The organism is Prochlorococcus sp. MIT 1342, assembly GCF_047304495.1.
In the GTDB taxonomy this organism is placed as follows: Bacteria; Cyanobacteriota; Cyanobacteriia; order PCC-6307; family Cyanobiaceae; genus Prochlorococcus; species Prochlorococcus marinus_D.
Map to the genome: position 1 here is coordinate 1,244,918 of NZ_CP138957.1, position 20,721 is coordinate 1,265,638.

Genomic DNA, 20,721 nt, shown 5'->3' on the forward strand with positions numbered 1-20,721 from the left:
AAGGCAAGCAACGACAGAAATGTTGATAGCTATGGGTTTTGTTGAGCTGCAAGCACTCACAGGACTTTGTACTTTTACATGCAATATAGGACTATTCCCTAGTCATACCAGGTGGTCTCATGGTGTGGTGTACTTGAAAACAACAGAGTCATTACCTGAGAACCTCTAAAAACAGAATGAGGCAACATCCCCTGTTCTCCCAGGTTATGCAGCCAGGAAGAACAGTTCACTATTTTTAGGGGTTGATAGCAGAGACCCCAGCTCTTGAAAAAATCAAGGCAAGCCTCAAGACTGACATTGGCAAAACGGGCGAGGCTTAAGCTTTTTTAGAATCGACTCGTTGGGGCCTGGGCTTCGGTGTTCTTTCCCTCTCTTTGATCAAGTGCTGCAATCTGTTCACAGATTTCAGTAGATTTTACGCACACAGCAGATGTTCCTTCGTTGATTTCTACGTATGGCAGATCAAACCGTAGAACAGGAGATGGTTCCAGCAGGACTGGGGGGTGATAACCCCAAGTATCCAGGAATTCCGGTGACGTGTAATGGCAATCATCTTGTCACCAAGTGGGTAGAAACGCGCATTACAGAAGGAGGTGTCTATTACCCAATTACACCCTCAACAGAGGGGGGTGAAATATATCAACAGTCTTTTGCAGAAGGGGCTCTTGATGTATGGGGAAACCAAAAGTTATCTGTTGAGGCAGAAGGTGAACATGCAGCGCAAGGCGGTGCTACTGCGGTAGCGATGACTGGCAAGCGCACAGTTAACTTCACATCTGGACAGGGAATTGTATATGCAATGGAGCAGTATTACCACGCACCAGGAAAGCTCTCGACGATGGTTTTGGAGGTTGGAGCTCGAGCCCTGACCAAGCATGCACTTAATGTTCACTGTGGCCATGATGATTTCAATGCAGCTCTAGATACTGGATGGACGATGTTAATTGCTAGAGATGCCCAGCAAGCTGCAGATCAGGCAATTATTCTTCGTAAATGCAATGAATTAGCCTTAAATCCAGGAATGAATATTCAAGATGGGATGTTGACCACCCATTCTGAGCGTACTTATCGAGCCCCAGAAGCGGATCTACTACGTGAATATCTGGGTGCACCAGATGACCAGATAGATTGCCCTTCACAAGCCCAAAGAGAACTGTTCGGAGTTCGGCGTCGCCGAGTCCCCGAAATGTTGGATTTAAAGAATCCGGTGCTTTTAGGTCCTGTTCAAAATCAAGAGCACCATATGAATGGTGTCATAGCACGTCGTAATAATTTCAATGAACCAATCCTTAAATTCCTTGAGCAATGCTATCTAGAGTTTGCTCAGTTAACAGGTCGCAACTACGGGCTTATTCAAGAATATAAAACCGAGGGAGCGGATACAGTCTTTATTTCTCTTGGTTGTGCAGCTGAAAATATTGAAGCGGCATGCGATTACCTAAGTGAGCACCGCAATGCCAAGGTTGGTTCTATTCATATAAATGTTTTACGTCCCTTCCCTGAAGCGGCAGTAATTAATGCTTTGCGTGGCAAAAAGAATGTCATTATTTTAGAACGAACAGATGAAGGCTTGGCTGGTGATAATCCATTAGGTCGAGACATCCGCACTGCTCTAAGTAAAGGACAGGAGTCTGCACAGTATGGAGGCTTGATGCCTGCAATAACACTTGAGCAAACACCAAGAATTTTTCGCGGAAGTTATGGGCTTGGCTCTAGAGATTTTCGACCAGAACATATCATCGGAGCTTTTGAATATGCCACTGGGGAGCTTGCCCGGAAAGACGGCAAAAGTGCAGCTGATGGCGAAGCTTATTTCACACTAGGTATTGATCACCCCTATAGCGTTGTTTCTAAAGACACACCATCACTATTACCGAATGGAGCGATTGCTGTTCGATTCCATTCGATTGGAGGCTGGGGAATGATCACCACGGGTAAAAACCTTGGTGAAATTATCGGTAAGTTTGGGCAAATGATTTCCGAACGTGATCCAACCTATGATCAACATGGCCAATTAGAAGAGAAGCTCTTCATTATGGCCAACCCCAAGTATGGCTCGGAAAAGAAAGGAGCCCCTACTAATTATTTCCTAACAGTTGCGGCTGAAAAGATACAAGTGAATTGTGAGCTAAATCATGTTGATGTAGTGCTCTGCTGTGACCCCAAAGCATTCACACATACTAATCCGCTTGCGGGTTTAAATAAAGGCGGTTGCCTTGTATGGGAATCAAGTGAGCCCGCGGCTGAAGCTTGGGAGCGAATTCCCTCAAAGTATCGCAAATTCATCAAGGATAACGGTATTCGTGTATTTATTCTGCCTGGATTCGATATCGCTCGAGAAGCAACAACTCGAACTGATCTGCAATTAAGGATGCAAGGAAACTCCTTCCTTGGTGCATTCTTCAAAGTTTCAACCTTTTTGCAGGATCACGAGATTAGTGAGGCCGCTTATAAAGAGGTTGTTCGCAACCAATATCAAAAGAAGTTCGGACGCTTTGGTGACGCGGTAGTTGATTCAAACATGAAGGTTATGGCTGGTGGCTTTGAACGGGTTGAGGAAATTGCTTATGGAAAAAATAAGGATGTAGACACTTCAAGCATGCGCAACCCCATGCTTGCACCAAAGGATGCTGCTCTCATTGAGATTCCAGCAACTGCAGGTTGTGCTGCTAGTGGTTGTTCGTCTTGTTCGATGCCTGATGGACAAGCCAATAGGTCACCATTCCAAACACTGCAGAAATTTGATTCAGAATTCCGAAACGACTTGGGCTATCACCAACCATCAGGTGCTTTTGCAAGCTTATCTGTTATGGGACCTGCCAGTGGCGCGACACAAAGTAAATATGTAGCCAGGCGCGAAACCCCAATTTACATCGCAGAGAATTGTACTCAATGCATGGAATGTATCGCTGCCTGTCCTGATACTGCCTTGCCTAATACAGCACAGGATGTGAGTACAATTCTTGTCACTGCCATACGCAATTATGTCACTGACGAGAATGCATCGAAGCAACTTTTGAAGGAGGTGCCTGGATTAGATCAACGTTGCCACGAAAAAATGAATGACAATGTTGCATCCAAAACCAAACAGCCTTTTAAAACTATTCTAAGTAATGAGTTAGATGAGCTTACATCAATCGATGAAGCCTCACGTAGGCAGCTAATTGATATTGTTGATAAGTTACCACTTGCATATAACAACACCCCTAGTATTTACAAAAGTCTTGAGAAGAAGAATCCTGGTAGTGGGGGTATCTTTTCTATTTTTGTTAGCGACCTCTGCAAAGGATGTGGGGAGTGTGTTCAGGTTTGTGGAGAACATGATGCCTTGCGAATGAAACAGGATACGCCTGAACTTAATGCCGATCTTACAACTGCCCAAGTTTTTAGCCGCTTATTACCAGATACCAGTCAAAAGTTTCTTGGGCAATATCAGTCTGAATCACCAGAGTCTTCACTTGAATCAGCCCTGCGGAAGCACTTGATGGTACGAAGTAATTACGAATCTCTTGTCTCTGGAGACGGTGCTTGTGCAGGTTGTGGTGAAAAAAGTGTGCTGAGGGCTGCTGCTTCTATCACAGAGGCATACATGCGACCCATTTATCACCAAAAAGCAGAGCGTTTACGCAAAAAAGCAAAACTATTAGAAAAATGTGGTGTCACAAGGTTGGCAACTCTAAAGACTCAAGATGATGATGAATATAGTTGGTTTAAGCGTTCTGTAGCCCATGCAGTAATGGGTCTTGGTGGTGAAAACGAACATGATACAACTCTTCGGCTCAATAGATTTGGTGAGATCACTGACCAAGAAGTCATCACAGCACTGGTAACAGTCCTCAATCAGGATGCCTTTAATCACTGTGATCTACAGGCAGTTGATGGACGTATAGCAAATGGAATGTGCACGATGTATATGGGTGCTCACACTGGCTGCAATACGGTTTACGGCTCTACTCCTCCCTCCAATCCTCATCCATACCCCTGGATGAATTCCTTATTTCAGGATGGCGCAACCATTAGTTGGCTGATAGGAGAATCTGCTGTCCTCAATCATGCACGTCGATCTGTAACTCCGGAACGACTTGCTACAGCACTTCTTGATCGTGACATCAATGTTTGTAGTGAGCGTGAATACTTCGAGCTAACTCATCTTGATGACTCACTCATGACTGATCAGGAAATACGTGAGTTACCTAAAGTTTGGGCGATTGGTGGAGATGGAGCTATGGGCGATATAGGCTTCCAAAACGTTTCAAAGGTCGTCTTGCAAAACCGTCCAAATGTGAAATTACTGATGCTTGATACGCAGGTCTATTCCAACACTGGTGGTCAAAACTCCGACAGCTCTAACATGTTGGGTGGATATGACATGAACCAATTTGGTGTTGCTTCGCAAGGTAAGCTGGTAGAGAAGAAAAGTGTTGCAGAAGCATTTACAACTGGCCATGGTTCGCCATTTATTGCCCAGGTTTCTATGGCAAATTCAGGGAAAATGTATAAGGCCATGCTTGATGGACTTGAATATCGTGGTACAGCCTTTTTCCAATGCTATACATCTTGTCAGCCAGAGCATGGTATTGGTGACGACATGAGTGCCTATCAGGCTCGTATGATTCGAGATAGTCGTGGAATGCCTGAGTTTATCTATAATCCTCGCGCTGGCGAGACCATCCAAGAAACTTTTGAGCTCAAGGGTAACCCTTCAATCAATCGAGACTGGAGGGCAGCTAAATATCAATCAGATGGAAAGCCATATAATCTCACTGTTGCTCACTGGGCTCTAACCGAAGCACGTTTTCGCAGACACCTCAAAGAGATTCCTGAAGCACAAGTCGACGAGTTTATACATATCGACAATATGCTTACTCTTATTAGGCAGCAAGATGTTATTTATAGAAATGTATTCAATGAGAATCATCATGCTTATGTGCCTGATTGGGGTGTGTATTTCAAGGCTGAAATCAATGGCAAGTTTAAGTATTATGCGGTTAGTCGTCAGATGGTTCTCTTCCATATAGAGCGCCGTAAATCATGGCGGATGATGCAAAGCCGTGCTGGGCTGCACAACGAAGACTATGCAGCACAGAAGATCATATTGCAGAGGCTGGATTCTGGTGAGTTCACTCGAGATGACTTAATTAATCGAGGCAGAGAGTTGATGAATGAACAAATTCAACAAGCCATCCACTAGCCAAACTCACTTCAGCCAATTCTTATCTATATTATTGATGCAATAGAGCTACAGAGAGTATTTCTGGAACATTACTTTGGCAAGGAGTTGTCTCATATTTAGAAACATAATCTATATCCTCTTGTAAGTTAAGATTTATCAGAGAGTCTTACTTGCCATCAGCCAGGCAACTAACAACCAGGGTCAGTAAAGTCCATTCAGCTCATCTTGACTTTGGCTGCATAGTCATGCTCAGATAACTATAATTTTTGCGTTGTATTTCTCCTGCACCTGCATTGTTTTGATCGTTGAATCAACCATCACCATTCACCACGCAAGCAGTGCGGGCCTAGTGGCCTAGGTTTTAAACGCGCTTTCATCCTTTAAAGAGGGTGCCATGAGCTGCGAAGATTTAACAATCCACTTCCTACAGACCGTGCCGCGATTTCATGCCCGCGTTCTTGTCAGTCTGCGTCCTTCAGTGCTTGACCCGGCTGGGGAGGCTGCTCGATCTGCTGCCAATCGCCTTGGGGTGGAAGGCATCAGCAAACTGCGGATCGGAAAGGTTGTTGATCTTGAGCTCGAGGCTGATAATGAAGCGGAAGCACGCAAGCAGCTGGAACTGCTAAGTGATCGCCTGTTTGCCAATCCCGTGATTGAAGATTGGAGTCTTGATCTTCAGCCGGTTCCTACAACCACCGCTTAATGCAGCCATGAGTATTGGTGTTGTTGTCTTCCCTGGCTCAAATTGTGATCGCGATGTGCGCTGGGCAGCGCAAGGATGCTTGAACATCCCAACGCGCTTTCTCTGGCATGAGACCCGTGATTTAAATGGTCTTGATGCTGTTGTGCTTCCAGGCGGGTTTAGTTATGGCGACTACCTCCGTTGTGGTGCAATTGCCCGTTTTGCGCCGGTGCTTGAGTCGCTGGTGGAATTTGTTGCACGTGGCGGCAGGGTGCTCGGCATCTGCAATGGCTTTCAGGTTCTGACTGAACTAGGTCTGCTCCCTGGAGCTCTAACCCGCAATCGAAGCCTTCATTTCATCTGTGAGGATGCTTTGCTCACTGTGGAAAGCAACCGCACGCCTTGGCTAATGGGTCATCAACGCAAAGATTCTCTCACCCTGCCCATTGCCCATGGTGAGGGTCGATATCAGTGCAGTGACGAAACCCTTTGCCAGCTCCAAGACGATGATGCTATCGCCTTGCGCTATGTCAATAATCCCAATGGTTCAGTGGCTGATATCGCTGGAATTACAAACAAGACTGGCAATGTGCTTGGCTTAATGCCCCATCCTGAACGGGCTTGTGATCCTGTGATTGGTGGTGTGGATGGCAGAAGATTATTGCAATCACTGCTTGGCTGATTCACGATGCGACGGCGCTCGCTGCTGATGGGGCTTCCGGCTGCCATAGCAGCAACCTTGGCTTGGCCAAAGCTGGGGCGAACATTGACCCCAGCCTTTCATGCATCGACACCTTTGGCGGCGCCAACACCGCTTCGTGATGGTTCACGAATTCGGGCTGTCAATACTGGTACGTGGATCGATCCTCAAACAGACTTTTCTTTTTTAGTTGAGCGTTGCAAGGCGCAGGGGTGGCTCCTTGAATTGCCTCCATCGTTGCATCGCCAATGGCATTGGTTTTCTGGCACAGATGCCCAGCGCCGCGCTGAACTAGAGGCCGCGTGGAGGGATCCTCATGTTGATGGAATTGTCTACATCGGCTCTGGTTGGGGTAGCGCAAGGGTTTTGGAGGACGGGTTCCATTTCCCACGACGCTCCCTTTGGAGCCTCGGCTTCTCAGACTCCAGTTCTCTGTTATTGGCCCAGTGGGGTGTGGGATCTCGCGGCGCCATCCATGGGTCGATGACTGGATCTGACGAACAATGGCAACGAACGGTTGGTCTGTTGTCTTGTCAGTCTGTAGCTCCGATATCAGGCATTGGGGTCATTCCAGGCATTGCTGTAGGCCCTTTAGTGGTAACCAATCTCACCGTGGCCACACATCTAATCGGAACACCCTGGTTCCCTGATTTGCGTGGTGCCGTATTAGTGCTCGAGGATGTAGGTGAAGCACCCTATAGGGTTGATCGCATGCTCACACAATGGCGCAGCGCAGGGCTGCTACGAGATGTTGCGGCCCTAGCTACAGGCCGTTTCAGCTGGAAAGGGGAGATTGTCCCGGGAGACTTCTCAATGGTCGGCATCCTTGAGGAGCGTCTTTCTTCTCTTGGCGTGCCAATTGTCAGTGATCTTCCTGTTGGTCATGGCCAACCGAATCTTGCCTTGCCTCTTGGAGCAATAGCGCGCCTCGACGGACGCAATGGATCTCTAATGTTGTTGTCCTAAGCCATATTCATTAAAAAGGGAGGCCTCGCAGCCCCCCTCAGCGATTCATTTGGCCTTAATCATGCAGCAACAGCGGTTTTTGGATCAAGCTGCCCTTTCTCATAAAGGGCTGAGTAATAGTTGATATCACGTTGCTTAATTTTACTGGCATTGCCGGCACACCAAAACTGCTGATAGCGATCAAGACAGACCTGCTTCATATATTTACGCGCAGGTTTGTTGAAGTGGCGTGGATCGAAGTTGGCAGGATCAGCGACAGAGGCTTCACGCACAGCAGCGGTGAAAGCCAGGCGATTGTCGGTGTCGATATTGACCTTACGCACGCCATTGCGAATCCCTTCTTGGATCTCTTCGACAGGAACGCCATAGGTCTCAGGGATTGCACCTCCGTATTTATTGATCATTTGCAGCCATTCCTGGGGAACGGAAGAGGAACCGTGCATCACTAAATGAGTGTTAGGGATGGCCTTATGGATTTCTGCAATTCGACTGATCGCTAATACTTCACCAGTGGGTTTGCGCGTGAATTTGTAGGCGCCGTGGCTGGTTCCAATCGCGATTGCTAAAGCGTCAACTTTGGTTTTAGCGACGAAGTCGGAGGCCTCAGCTGGGTCGGTGAGCAGTTGGCTGTGGTCGAGCTTGCCTTCAAATCCGTGGCCGTCTTCGGCTTCACCCATACCTGTTTCCAAGGAGCCCAGGCAGCCCAGTTCACCCTCCACGCTTACGCCAATGGCATGGGCCACGCCTACGACTTCTTTTGTGACAGCAACGTTGTACTCGTAGCTGGCAGGTGTCTTGGCGTCTGCCTCAAGAGAACCATCCATCATCACAGAGGTGAACCCGTTGGCTGCAGCACCAAAGCATGTTGAGGGGCTATTCCCGTGGTCTTGATGCATCACAACCGGGATGTCTGGATAAGTCTCAACGGCGGCGATGATCAGATGTCTTAAAAAGATTTCACCTGCGTAGCTTCGAGCACCGCGGGAGGCCTGCAGGATCACGGGGCTATCAGTCTCGTAAGCCGCTTCCATGATGGACTGCACCTGCTCGAGGTTGTTCACGTTGAAAGCAGGTATGCCATAGCCGTTTTCTGCGGCATGGTCAAGCAGAAGCCTTAGCGGAACGAGGGCCATAGAGATCTCCGTAGTGTCAGTAGGGGCCAGTTCTCAAGCAAAGAGTCCTGGACCTGCGGCCCCGGACTTTATAAGACGATGGTCAGAACTGTCACCTATCCCTATCAGGCTTATTTATTTTCAGAGTGTCGATTGGATTTCAAGTCGCTGTCCTGATCTAGCTGAATCCCTTATTTTGTCGCATACCTGTTGGCTGGCCCATCCTTCCGCAAGGCCTGGCAGCATTGGCTGGCCACTGCGCATGCTCTCGGCCCACCAGCCTTGAAGCCTCGCTACAGGGGCGATGCGACCATCAGTCCATGTGGTGGGGAACGCTAGATCCAAATCAGCGCTAATGCTGCGAAGTGGCTCACCGGCAGCTGCTGCCCAGAGGCCAAAGCCATGCACATAGTCTTTCTGGTTGTCACTGCCAAGCAAGAGGCTGCCGTTGCTGCCGTAGATCTCCAGCCAGCACCCTCTTCCCTGGAGGGCAATTGCCGTGAGGCTCACCTGTGCAGGTATTTCAGGCCTCTCATTTCCACCCAGCTTTAACTGAGCCAGGGTGACGTCTTCACTGCTCACATCACGCAGTTCGCCACTAATTGGATCAGGCCTTGTTTGAATCGAGGTGGATAGCAGAGCACTCACCTGGCGAGTTGGCCCACACAACCAATGCAACATGTCCATGGCATGAGTGCCTAGCGCCCCAATCACGCCGCCACCTGCCTCGGATTGGGAATACCAGTTCCATGGTCTTGAAGCATTGGCGCGACTACTCATTAACCAGTCAAGTTTCACCAGCCATGGCGTTCCAACGATCCCTTGATCAAGCAAACGCTTGGCTTGCATAAACAACGGCACAGCACGGTATTCAAAGTCCACGGCCACGCTCAATCTTTGCTTGATGGCCAGTCGTTGCAGTTCAGCGACTTGATCGGCATGCAACGCCACGGGTTTCTCCAGAAGCAAATGTTTTCCAGCTTTCAATGCTTCGAGCGCCAATTCAAAACGCGGGCCTGGTGGTGTTGCCAGAATCACGGCCTCGATCTTTGGATCAGTCAATAGGGCTGACCAATCGCTATAGCCGATAAGTTCATGCTGGTTAGAAGCTTTTTCTAGTCGCTCTCTGCGTGGATGCCATAGGGCAACAGGCTGTAGGTCTGGATTGGCTTTTAGTGCCGGAAGATGAACGCTTTCACCGAAGCCAAGGCCGGCAATAGCAACACCAATTGGAGGACGAATTGGATTCATAATTGATATTTACGTCACCTCTGCAGTGCAAACCTCATCGATGACTGCATCGATGAGCTCATCGCCATCAGAGGGTTTCCATTCTGCGCGGAAACGATGCAAACCATTCACCGAGGTATCCCTGAAGAGCTTTTGATCGCAATCCACATGCATCAAATAAAGGCTGCCATTTTGTTGCTTCTCGCCTTCTCTGAGCGCTGGAGTAAAGCGACTAAGCACGCTGAGATTGCCATCCTTGTCGTAATGAAGGCTGCCTATATCCCACCATTGCTGTCCAGCTTCAGTAGCGGGGACTTCCCTCCATTCCACTGGGCCAGCGCTTGCGATTTCTACTTCGAGAAAGCCGTAAGGAATAAAAAGGGTTAGCAGCAGGAGCATGAAACCCTGACCTAGCCAGAGGCAGAATCGGAATAGAGATTTGCTCATTTACCCGCAGCCTTTTTCGCTTTGCAGCCATGCAGCAGCAAGAGTGAGGCCAGCGTTTTACGAAGTTGCGTGCGAGGCACAATCGTGTCTACGAAGCCGTGCTCTTGCAGATATTCGGCAGTCTGAAAATTGTCGGGTAGTTTTTCCCGCAAGGTCTGCTCAATGACCCGGCGTCCAGCAAAGCCAATCAGAGCCTTCGGTTCCGCCAGAATTAGATCACCGAGCATGGCAAAACTGGCAGTCACACCACCGGTAGTTGGATGAGTGAGTAGTGGCATGTAGAGCAATTCAGCCTCTCGATGTCGCTCAAGAGCACCGGAAATCTTGGCCATTTGCATCAGGCTGAGCATACCTTCTTGCATTCGAGCTCCGCCTGAAGCGCAGACAATCAAGAGGGGTAGACCTTGGGCTGTTGCCCGCTCCACCAGTCGGGTGATCTTTTCGCCAACAACTGATCCCATAGAACCGCCCATGAAGCGGAAATCCATAACCGCCATGGCCATCGGCATTCCTTCGACTTGGCAAAGACCTGTGACGACCCCGTCCTTCATGCCTGTTGAGGCCTGGCTTTCTCTAAGTCGATCGGCATAGGCACGGCGATCTTTAAATCCGAGTGGATCTGTAGGGCTGAGGTTGCGATCCAGTGATTTAAAACTTCCTTGATCAGCAATCAGGACGATCCTTTCGTCGCTATCGATGCGGTGGTGATAGCCGCAGTTGGAACAAACACTTGCATTGGCATGAAGATCCTTGCGATAAACAACCTGACCGCATTCGGGGCATTTGACCCAAAGGCCATCGCTTTCTTCAGTTTCCTGGCTCACCTTGCCAACGAACTGACCCTTGCGACGATCAGCAAACCAGTCGAATAAACTCATCCTTTTAAATCAGTGTGAGGACGGGTGACTTCTCAACTGGCACAAGGCTTCTCGGGCAGGCATAAGGATGGATCAAGTGTCCATGCTTTTGTCCAATACCGCAAATTAAGAAGTGGTGAATCATCCAAATCTAAAGCGCGCTTGATTCACTGACAGTTGGCATTTTTTTCTAGCAGCCGTTGGTCTATTAAAGACCCATTAGGTTGAGCCAATGTTGCCACCACCAATCTGATCCACAAAGCCATACACCCCAGACCCCAAAGGCAATGAAAGGCCCGAATGGAAAAGGCTGGCGAGGTTGTAGCTGACCAGCAAGCCGACCGATGAGACCAACCGCTGCGCCGCTGATGATGGCCAGGGTCATGGCCATAGCCACCCCATTCAGTCCTAACCATGCTCCAGCCATGGCCGCCAATTTGGCATCACCAAGCCCAAGGGCTGGCTGACCAATGAGCTTTTTGGCAAGGAAGCTAAGCCCTTCCATCGCAATTAAGGCTGCTGCTGCTGCTAGTAAATGGTCGAGCAGCAGGGTTGATCCCTTACTCCAGCTGAGTGAAACTGCCGCTGTCGCGGTGAACGCAAGGCCTAACAAAAGGCCAGCCCGACAAAGTGATTCTGGCAACCACATGTGATCGAGGTCGATGAGGACCAGTGGCAACAGCACACTGACAAGCACGACTCCAGCAAAGAGATTGAACAAGAAAGACAACTCACCCATGCTGGTTGGAGCTGCCAAGGCAGCCGATACCCAAAGCCCGGCGCTGAGACTCTCCACCGCTGGATAACGCACTGGAATGGTGGTTCTGCAATCACGACAGCGACCGCCCAGTTGAATCCATGCGAGTACTGGGATGTTGTCGTGCCAACGCACACCACATCCACAACGTGGGCAATGGCTACCAGGCCAAATCAATGATTCCTTTCGGGGAAGCCGCCAAGCCATCACATTGATGAAGCTGCCCATACAAGCTCCGATGATCGCTAGATAGATCCAGAGCATTAGCTGCGCCTAGAGATGGCGATGTTTCTTGCACGGGTTTGACGGGAGCGCATCGGGAGGGTGCGCAGGAGCTCTAGCTTGAGAAATTTTTCTTTTGGAAGCAGAACCGGAAGATCAAAGACAACGCGTCCTTTCCCATTGTTTTCATTCAGAACAACACCAATGGGTTCCGTGCCAGTGATGGTGTTGGAGAGATAGTTGAAATAAATTTGTCGTGCTTTCTCAATCAGTTGGCCGCTGTTGAACCGATCGCAGCGTGCTGCCTCGGTTGATCGGGAAGCGGCTGTTGCAATTACAAATGAGAGGTTGGAAATAGAAATAGGATTAACTGATTACTCAGATAATCCCATCATAGTTGTTTGTTGAGGTAACTAAATTATTTTGTTTATGAGAGTTTGTGTTTGTCTTCAATCAGGCGATGAATGATCGGGGTCAAAATTAATTCCATTGCAAAACCCATCTTGCCTCCGTTCACCACGATGCTTGTCGGGCTCGACATAAACGAGTCATTAATCATGTTGAGCAGATCTCCAAAGTCGATGCCCCATTTTTCGCGAGCACCTTTGCGGAAGTGAATGATCACAAAGCTTTCATCCGGCGTAGGGATGTTCCTACAAATGAATGGGTTTGAGGTGTCCACAGTGGGCACTCTCTGGAAATTGATGTCTGTACGGCTGAATTGTGGACAGATGTGGTTGATGTAATCAGGCATGCGGCGCAGAATCGTATCCACAATTGCTTCTGCGGAATAGCCACGCTCGGCATTGTCGCGGTGGATTTTTTGTATCCACTCAAGGTTGGTGATTGGTACCACCCCAACCAGTAGGTCGGCGCAGGCTGCTACGTCGTAGCCATCACCAACGACACCACCATGCAGTCCTTCATAGAAGAGAACATCCGTGTTGGTTGGAATTTCCTCCCAAGGGGTGAACTGACCGGGGTCAAGTTTCGTGCCTAGGCGGCTGTTATGTTCTGCTGCCTCTTCAGTGCTATGCAAGTAGTAACGCTTCTTGCCACCCCCTGTTTGACCGTAGGTGCGGAAGAGCTCTTCCAGCTTGTCGAATAAGTTCGCTTCTGGGCCGAAGTGGGAGAAGTTTTCACCCTTGGCCAAGGCGTCAGCCATGGCTTCCTTCATGGCCATCCGCTCGAAACGGTGGTAGCTATCGCCCTCCACAACGGCGGGCGTGATTTTCTCTCGGGAAAAAATGTGTTCGAAGGCCCGCTTTACGGTGCTGGTTCCGGCTCCAGAGGACCCTGTAACGGCGACAACCGGGTGACGCTTCGACATCGACGCAGGCAGGACAGGCCCAGAGATTTTGGCAGGTCATGGAGCAAACAGCTCAATTTGGCAACATCAGCATTTGCTTATCAGAGTTCTCGATCCTTTAAAGCGCTTGCAGCAATTGCTCACCCATCTCTGCGCAGCCCAGTTGGGTACAACCCTCACTCATGAGGTCACCTGTACGGAAACCTGCCGCGAGAACACGCTCTACTGATCCTTCAAGAGCCGTGGCGGCATCGTTTTCCTTTAAGCCAATTCTCAGCATCATTGCTGCGCAAAGCACCATTGCCATTGGATTGGCCAGGTCTTGTCCTGCAATATCGGGTGCGGAGCCATGCACCGGTTCGAACAGTCCTGGTCCTTCGCTGCCGAGCGAAGCTGAGGGCAGCATGCCAATCGAACCGGTAAGCATGGCTGCTTCGTCACTAAGGATGTCTCCGAAGAGGTTGCCGGTAAGCAGCACGTCAAATTGCCTGGGGTTGCGCACCAATTGCATCGCGGCATTGTCCACATACATGTGGCTGAGCTCTACATCTCCATAGTTGGCAGCCAAAGCATCGACACGATCACGCCACAGTTGACTGACATCAAGCACGTTTGCCTTATCTACTGAACAAAGCTTTCCGCTGCGATTGCGGGCGAGCTCGAAAGCGACCTTGGCGATTCGGTCCACCTCAGTTCTGGAGTAGGTCATTGTGTTGAAAGCGCGCTCATCCCCATCGGCCTCAATCCGCCCTTTCGGTTGGCCGAAATAAATCCCACCTGTGAGCTCCCGCACCACCATTAGATCAACGCCTTTGATCACATTTGCTTTCAGGCTGCTGGCATCGATCAGGGCCGGCAGGATCGTCACCGGCCTGAGGTTCGCAAATAGTTTCAGTCCTGCCCGAAGGGATAGCAAGCCTGTTTCCGGCCGTTTCTCCCTGGGCAGGGCATCAAAGCGAGGGCTACCAATTGCTGCAAGGAGCACCGCATCACTGGCTTGACATGCCTCAAGGGTGCTGGCGGGCAAGGGCGATCCGCTTGCGTCTATGGCAACCCCACCGATGGGGTGTTGCTCGAAATTCAGCTTGAAACCGTGTTGTTGGCCTACTGCATCAAGTAAAAGCTTTACTACAGCAGTGATTTCAGGACCGATACCATCACCAGGCAGCAGAACGATGCGGTGCTGGCGCATGTGGAGAACTCCAAAATGGCTTGTGCCTCCTGTGAGGTTACTGAGGTGTATCTCTTGTCAGCTTCCTCAACATTTTGGCCATCTCCGGTAATTTGCTGAAGGTGGCGGAACAGCGCAACCAGAGGCGATTTGGAATCGCGGGATAGCCGCTGACAACTTCCCCCGCTTCAACTTCGCCATGAATACCGCTCTTCGAGCTAGCGATGGCACGATCGCCGATTACAGCGCGATTAGCGACTCCAACCTGACCGGCGAGGATTACACCTTCACCCAGGCGAGCACCGCCGGCAATCCCCACCTGTGAGGCAAGGGCACATCCTTGGCCTGTAACCACCCCGTGGCCGATTTGCACGAGGTTGTCAATTTTGGTCCCAGCGCCGATGCGAGTCTCACCCACCGATGGACGGTCGATGGTCGACCCGCAGCCCACTTCTACACCGTCTTCAAGAACCACCAAACCGGTTTGGGGCATCTTTCTCCATCCATTGGCGGTAGGTACGAAGCCGAAACCCTCTGATCCCACAACGGCATTGGAGTGCACAACGCAGTTCAGACCTAGCCTGGAACCAGGCTGAAGAACAGCATTGGCATGAAGTTCATTAGCTTCCCCCACCACCACATCTTCGTAAATCACTACGCCTGGATGGACCACGCTATAGGCACCGATACGGCTGCCATCACCGATGACGACGTGCGCACCGATTGAGATCCCTTGGCCAAGATGCACTTGATCTCCGATCACGGCTGTGGGGTGAACACCTGCCTTGGGCCGCGAGCGTGGATGCAATTGTTCCAAGGCTTCAGCGAATGCCAGGCGAGGATCTCGCAACACCGCAAAGGCCAGCCCTCTTTGTTCAGCAATGACACGTAGATCATCCTGAGGTGGAATCAATACGGCCCCAACCTTGCTGTGGCTTAGCTGAGTGGTTAGTGCATTGCCCTGTTCCAGAAAACTGAGCTGATTAGCCTTTGCTTGATCGAGAGATGCGCCGCTAAGCAGTTCAGGATCTTCAGCTAGCTGGTGGTCCTGCAGCCCAGCGCTTCCTTGTTGGAGGGAGGCGATCAACTGGCTGAAGCGCATGTCAAATCACTTTTCGGCGGATCGTAGGCGTGATGTGTTGGTGATGTTCAATCAAGTCACGCGTTGCGGAGAACCAACACGTCCCTATGCACCACGACCGGTGAACGATTCGTGCTCATTTGGGTCTCAATGGCCTCGCGCAGTTCTTTACTACTCAAGGAACACAGGCCTCGAGCGAGCTCGTTACCTTCGGGATTAATTAGTATTACCGGCTGGTTGGCTTCAAAGTTTCCTTCCACCTCTTTAACCCCCACCAAGAGCAGGGAGGCGCCACGATGTTGAAGGGCATCGCAGGCGCCTTCATCCAGCTGAAGGGTCCCTAAGGGCTTCAGGGCATGGGCCAGCCAGCTCTTGCGATTGCCGAGAGGTTGAGGGTGAGGATGAAACACCGTGCCGCTCCGTCTTCCTTGCAGCAACCCATCAAGCACTTGAGGATCGCGGCCATCAGCAAGAAGAACGGTGATGCCACTTGCGGTAGCGATGCGAGCTGCCGCAAGTTTTGTAGTCATGCCCCCAGTGCCCCAGGGACCTCCCTCCCCTGCCGCGACTTCCAGGGCAGTCAGTTCATGGGGATGGTAAACATCTGAGATCGGTTCGGCAGAGGCATTAATGCGGGGGTCTGAGGAATAAAGGCGATCCACGTCGGTGAGCATGATGAGCTGATCAGCCTCCACTGCGGTTGCAACGAGAGCTGAAAGGGTGTCGTTGTCGCCGTATCGCAATTCTTCCGGAGAGAGGGCGTCGTTCTCATTCACCACCGGCAGAACGCCCCAGTCGAGCAATTGCTTCAAGGTGCTAGAAGCATTGCGGTATCGCTGCCTCGAGCCAAGATCTGAGCGGGTGAGCAATACCTGAGCCACGGTGTGACCCCTTCGGCTCATGGCAGCCTCATAGAGAGCCATGAGTTGTCCTTGACCGATCGCCGCCGTCGCTTGGAGAGCCACCACATCGACCGGCCGTTGGCTTAGCCCTAGACGATTACAACCAAGACCTACGGCGCCACTTGTTACGAGGACAACATGATCCCCCCGCTTGAGGCTTGCTGAAAGGCAGGCGCTGTAGCTCTCAATCACTTCGGCGGTGGATTGCTTCTCATTGCCTCTCAGCAGGCTGGTTCCCACCTTCACCACCCACAGACTCATGTCTGTGGGGCCCCTAGCCATGCAGCAAGTTTTTGTTCAAGACGCTGAACTCGGTTGTTTTTGCAGGGGTAGCCATCGGCGCGTAGTGGTCGAACTAGAACGGTATAGAGATCAAGACGGTTTCCGGCTAGCACGTCAGTGAAGATTCGATCTCCCACAATGGCAATCTCTGTAGGTTTGCACTGGATCTGATTGAGTACCTTTCGCAGTCGGGCTCTGCGAGGTTTCGCTGCACTGCAGGTGAAGGTGAGATCTAGTTGCTCAGCTACCGAACCGATACGTTTTCGAGAGGGATTGTTGCTGAAGAGGTGAAGTAATAGATGGCGTTGGGCTTCCTTAACCCAGCTTGTAACGGATAGCGGTAATTCAATCTCACGCCCGGGCAGCAAGGTGCGATCAACGTCAAGTATCAGGGCCTGCAGGCCCTGATCCAGCAAGTGCTGGATCGGCAGATGGGGGAGGGTCAGGCCGGGTGCCCAGTTTGGCTGAAGCCAGTGTTGGCTCATCTGATCTACAGCTCCCTATCTTCGAGCTCGACTTCAATACGTGGCTGAACTTGATCGAATTCCTCTCCTTCGACAAGCTTTGCTTGACCGTCGGTCATACGAGCCACAACGAAGAAGGGATCCAGAGGGATATAAAGGCCATACTCCTGCTCTTGAACCATAAAACTAACGAGTAATTCATATGTCTCGGAGTCGTCATCGGTTTCCTCATCTTCCAATTCCTCTGGATCGGGTTCATCTAGTTCACCGTTCACAGTGAGTGTTACAGCTGAACGAACAAGAGTGAGGTCGTGTTCTTGCAGCACGACATCGGCCACTGAAAGGATTGGTTCACTGCTGGCAATCGTTTCGATCAGTTCAGGATCGTTGCCTTCGCTGAGGCGGAAGAGGGAGACGGGGGTGTCGACCGGTGTGAGTAGGGCGTAATCCTTGTCATCAAGGGGAATGAGTTGCTCGAGAAAACAGAGCAGATCCCGCCCTTCATCATCTCTTACTAAGACCGTTGGCACCTCGCCATTGATGTTTGGACCCGGGGCAGTCATTGGAGCTGAGGTTGATTTGCTCAGGATCCACTATCGCTGTTCACCTGACTCACTGGATGGGCCGCCACGTGGACCGGTTTCAGTTCGGGACCTTCTCGCAACCACTGCTCGAGCAGAAGTGCTGCCGCAGCGCTATCAAGCTGGCCACTTCGATCGCCTTGCAAGTTGTAGCGTTCAGCAGCAGCCCAACTACTGCTGTGTTCATTAACCAAAGCGAGAGGCAGCTTGAGAGCTCTCGCCAAGCGTTGTCCATAACGCTCATAGTGTCGTGCTTGATCTGTGGGCAGACCTTTGGCATCGAGCGGCAAACCCACGACCAAACCTTCTACTTTGCGACTAGTGCAGTGCCACTGCAACACTTTTAGGTCTCGTTCGAAGCTTTTTCTCTGCAGAGGTGGTAGAGGACTCACCGTGATGCCAAGTGGATCGCAACCTGCTAGGCCGATGCGTCTTTTCCCCAAATCCAGACTAAGCATGGATTTGGGGCTGGGTTTTGTTGCCGTCATTAACGTCGGCCCAGGATTGGAGTAGGCAGAGGTGGTTGCTGGGGTTGCAGTCGCCCCAGCATCGATTGCAGTGGTCGAGCTCCAAGAAGCAACTTGTTACTTACCTGGCGACGCCAAAGACTGCGACCAAGCAGCAACTCTTCTCCCGCACGCTTCCATCTCAGTTGTTCGAGAAGAGTATTGAGAGGCTCATCTTCGCTGGTGGTGATCAGTCGGAATGTTTTGGACATGCTCGTGAGGTCAGCTAAAACTTTTGGCAGAGCTTGTGACAGTCGAGGGTCCCAGCCGACATCGCGCATCAGTTCAAGCACTGTTTCTGAGTTTGTTCCAGGATGGCTAACCAGACCTGCAATGGCCGTACTCGTTGCGCCGCCCTGGGCAAGCAGCACGCCACTGCCCGTTTGGTTTTGGTCAAGTAGGTCGATCCATTGTCGATCGACGATCTGGCGGAGATGGCCAGAGCCTCCGGCTTTTTCCAGTGGCCAAAGCAAGGAGGCTGTTCGACGGCTCAGCTGTTGCCAGCTGAGCTCAGCAGGCCAAGTTGGTATCGACTGGGCCATCAGTGAGGGTGATGTCCAACACTGGAAGAGCTTGAGAGGTTGAAAGCCGAGCACTCTGGCTAGTGCCAGCTGATCGGTGTCATTGGCGGGGCAGCGCAAGATCCAGCTCTGTGCCCGCTTACTGCCTTGCTGGATGGCATTTGTTAAAAGGTCACGGCTCACGCTTTGGTTGCTGCATTGCCGCGGCGACGTTATGAGCTCCGGTGAGGTCACTGACCAGCACGTGCCACGTCGGTTGTAGGGCCTAATCACAACAAGGCCGACCAGATTTTTCTGCTCAAGAGCAACAAGGCAAATTGGCTGCCTAGTTGGCAGCAAACTTGGAAGTTGTTGTTCAGCTCTTGCCAGCCAACCGCGCCAAAGCATGGTCTCTAGCCAGTGCATCCGACCAGCGTGTTCGCTGGCATTCAGCATGGGAAAGTGGCTCGCTCTGAGGGACATCACCTGAAGGGGGCTGCTGGATGCCTCGATCACGCCTCGACCAATGCCTTCATTTGAATCTTATCCAGCTTGACCATGTCTTCCATTGTGGTCAATTGGGTCGTACCAAGACCAGAGGCGTGCGTTCATTGGCATTACCTGCTGGGTTCGGACGCAGAGCTTTCTTGAGAAGGTTTTCATCGCAACCATCACTAGAGGCCAGGACCTTGACCCGGCCCAGATCATTGACATCAACGATGGCAACGCCAACTCCCAACTCAGCGGCTGCTTGTCTGCAGAGCTTTGTTGGCGCGAGGGGCCCAAGCACGATCGTTTGATCGTATGGAGGAGTGGTTCCTGTGATGTCATCAATTAGACGTGCCTGTTCGCCAGCAAGTCGATAGAAGCCTCCTTTGATACCTAGCGTTTTCAGAATTAGGCCAACGATCCATGCCAGTAGCACTCTGGTTGGCCCTACCAGATTAATTAAGCTCTGTAGCCCACAAGCAGTAGCAAGACTGCTTGTGGGATGAAAGGCTCGGCAAAGGAACCGGGCGAGCCATCCAGGGTTGACTGTGCTGGGGTGGTGATAGCGCCCTTGCATAATCGCCACCGGGGTTTCCCCGATCGTGAGGACATCTCCGGGGCGTAGATGCGGCTTGGCGTAGTCACGCAAGATCTCAACAGTGTTATCGAGGGTGCCAAGCAAATGGGTTTTCAGAGGCAACACCTCACAGCAATCGCCAGCTTGGAAGCTGACTTCAGAGGGTTGGAGAGGTTCTGGCTGATGGAGTGGCACCAGGACACCTTGACGACGCTTCAGCCGACCAAAGGGGCCGTAGTTCACCCAGTTGACATCTACCCAAATGCTGTCAGCACTGGTTTTCAAATCGCTGCTTTTGCTGTTCTGCAGGCGCAGGTTCACCTGCACCCTCGTGCTTTTGTGGCCTTTGACAATGTAGGCCGCCCAGTAACCATCATCGCGAGCCTTTTCATCTGGATGATGTGGGGTGATCTTTGTGCTCAACTTGACTTCACTTAGATCGGCTTTGCCAAGCAGAACAGGGTTGATTTGCAACTCAGGCACCATCACTTCCATGCGCGGATGGGGGTTGCTGATCTCCAGCCAGATTTCTACATCAAGATCAGAGTTGCTTTGCTTGACTTTGAAGTCGAGCGCCTTGAGGCTCAGAGGGGAGGCGGGCCTCAGGCGATGCCTCAGTTCGAGCCAAAACACACCAAGACCCAGCAGTAGGAGCAGCTCAAGCAGGCAAGTCATTGGAGCAGCCGGCTTACTAGACCGGGGGACCTGGCGCG

Annotated in this window: 18 protein-coding genes; 4 read left to right on the forward strand and 14 right to left on the reverse strand. The window is 51.1% G+C overall.

The window, feature by feature from the left end; translation table 11 throughout:
* Positions 1–454 precede the first annotated feature (454 nt).
* From SIB79_RS06485 to SIB79_RS06500, 4 genes are all read left to right on the forward strand, one after another.
* On the forward strand, positions 455–5,191 hold the full coding sequence (locus SIB79_RS06485; RefSeq protein ID WP_063403855.1) for a 2-oxoacid:acceptor oxidoreductase family protein: 4,737 nt from the start codon (positions 455–457) through the stop codon (positions 5,189–5,191).
* 376 nt (positions 5,192–5,567) lie between these two features.
* On the forward strand, positions 5,568–5,876 hold the full coding sequence (purS, locus tag SIB79_RS06490; RefSeq protein ID WP_063403854.1) for a phosphoribosylformylglycinamidine synthase subunit PurS: 309 nt from the start codon (positions 5,568–5,570) through the stop codon (positions 5,874–5,876).
* A 7-nt stretch (positions 5,877–5,883) separates the two neighbouring features.
* Positions 5,884–6,537 carry a phosphoribosylformylglycinamidine synthase subunit PurQ gene (gene purQ, locus SIB79_RS06495; protein WP_063403853.1) on the forward strand — a complete coding sequence of 218 codons (654 nt, stop codon included), beginning with the start codon at positions 5,884–5,886 and terminating at the stop codon, positions 6,535–6,537.
* Positions 6,538–6,543: 6 nt separating this feature from the next.
* A complete protein-coding gene (locus SIB79_RS06500) occupies positions 6,544–7,521 on the forward strand; it encodes a S66 peptidase family protein (protein ID WP_063403852.1) in 978 nt (325 codons plus the stop codon).
* Positions 7,522–7,580: 59 nt separating this feature from the next.
* Here SIB79_RS06500 and fba read toward each other — a convergent pair whose 3' ends face one another.
* The 14 genes from fba to SIB79_RS06570 form a co-directional block, all read right to left on the reverse strand.
* Positions 7,581–8,654, reverse strand: coding sequence for a class II fructose-bisphosphate aldolase (fba, locus tag SIB79_RS06505; RefSeq protein WP_063403851.1), 1,074 nt, complete (start codon positions 8,652–8,654; stop codon positions 7,581–7,583).
* A gap of 120 nt (positions 8,655–8,774) precedes the next feature.
* Positions 8,775–9,884, reverse strand: a complete 1,110-nt coding sequence (locus SIB79_RS06510; protein ID WP_063403850.1) for a Gfo/Idh/MocA family protein — start codon at positions 9,882–9,884, stop codon at positions 8,775–8,777.
* A gap of 9 nt (positions 9,885–9,893) precedes the next feature.
* Positions 9,894–10,262 (reverse strand): hypothetical protein, encoded by a 369-nt coding sequence (locus tag SIB79_RS06515; protein WP_063404104.1) that lies wholly within the window; start codon positions 10,260–10,262, stop codon positions 9,894–9,896.
* 44 nt (positions 10,263–10,306) lie between these two features.
* Positions 10,307–11,188 carry an acetyl-CoA carboxylase, carboxyltransferase subunit beta gene (gene accD / locus SIB79_RS06520; RefSeq protein ID WP_011129913.1) on the reverse strand — a complete coding sequence of 294 codons (882 nt, stop codon included), beginning with the start codon at positions 11,186–11,188 and terminating at the stop codon, positions 10,307–10,309.
* Between the two features lie 187 nt (positions 11,189–11,375).
* Entirely contained in the window at positions 11,376–12,188 is an 813-nt protein-coding gene (locus tag SIB79_RS06525; RefSeq protein ID WP_063403849.1) for a prepilin peptidase, read from the reverse strand.
* 385 nt (positions 12,189–12,573) lie between these two features.
* Positions 12,574–13,476 carry a phosphoribulokinase gene (locus SIB79_RS06530; RefSeq protein WP_011129911.1) on the reverse strand — a complete coding sequence of 301 codons (903 nt, stop codon included), beginning with the start codon at positions 13,474–13,476 and terminating at the stop codon, positions 12,574–12,576.
* Positions 13,477–13,573: 97 nt separating this feature from the next.
* Positions 13,574–14,647, reverse strand: a complete 1,074-nt coding sequence (leuB, locus tag SIB79_RS06535) for a 3-isopropylmalate dehydrogenase (protein WP_063403848.1) — start codon at positions 14,645–14,647, stop codon at positions 13,574–13,576.
* A gap of 37 nt (positions 14,648–14,684) precedes the next feature.
* On the reverse strand, positions 14,685–15,728 hold the full coding sequence (lpxD, locus tag SIB79_RS06540) for a UDP-3-O-(3-hydroxymyristoyl)glucosamine N-acyltransferase (RefSeq protein ID WP_011129909.1): 1,044 nt from the start codon (positions 15,726–15,728) through the stop codon (positions 14,685–14,687).
* Positions 15,729–15,784: 56 nt separating this feature from the next.
* A complete protein-coding gene (gene proB, locus SIB79_RS06545) occupies positions 15,785–16,870 on the reverse strand; it encodes a glutamate 5-kinase (protein WP_063403847.1) in 1,086 nt (361 codons plus the stop codon).
* Positions 16,867–17,376, reverse strand: a complete 510-nt coding sequence (locus SIB79_RS06550) for a YqeG family HAD IIIA-type phosphatase (RefSeq protein ID WP_011129907.1) — start codon at positions 17,374–17,376, stop codon at positions 16,867–16,869. Before SIB79_RS06550 ends, proB begins: the two co-directional genes overlap by 4 nt.
* A gap of 5 nt (positions 17,377–17,381) precedes the next feature.
* Complete coding sequence (locus SIB79_RS06555; protein WP_011129906.1) at positions 17,382–17,918, reverse strand: DUF3727 domain-containing protein; 537 nt, start codon at positions 17,916–17,918, stop codon at positions 17,382–17,384.
* Positions 17,919–17,938: 20 nt separating this feature from the next.
* A complete protein-coding gene (ruvX, locus tag SIB79_RS06560) occupies positions 17,939–18,394 on the reverse strand; it encodes a Holliday junction resolvase RuvX (protein ID WP_236066075.1) in 456 nt (151 codons plus the stop codon).
* 29 nt (positions 18,395–18,423) lie between these two features.
* Positions 18,424–19,425, reverse strand: coding sequence for a hypothetical protein (locus SIB79_RS06565; protein ID WP_063404103.1), 1,002 nt, complete (start codon positions 19,423–19,425; stop codon positions 18,424–18,426).
* A 91-nt stretch (positions 19,426–19,516) separates the two neighbouring features.
* On the reverse strand, positions 19,517–20,683 hold the full coding sequence (locus tag SIB79_RS06570; protein ID WP_063403846.1) for a hypothetical protein: 1,167 nt from the start codon (positions 20,681–20,683) through the stop codon (positions 19,517–19,519).
* Positions 20,684–20,721: the final 38 nt, after the last annotated feature.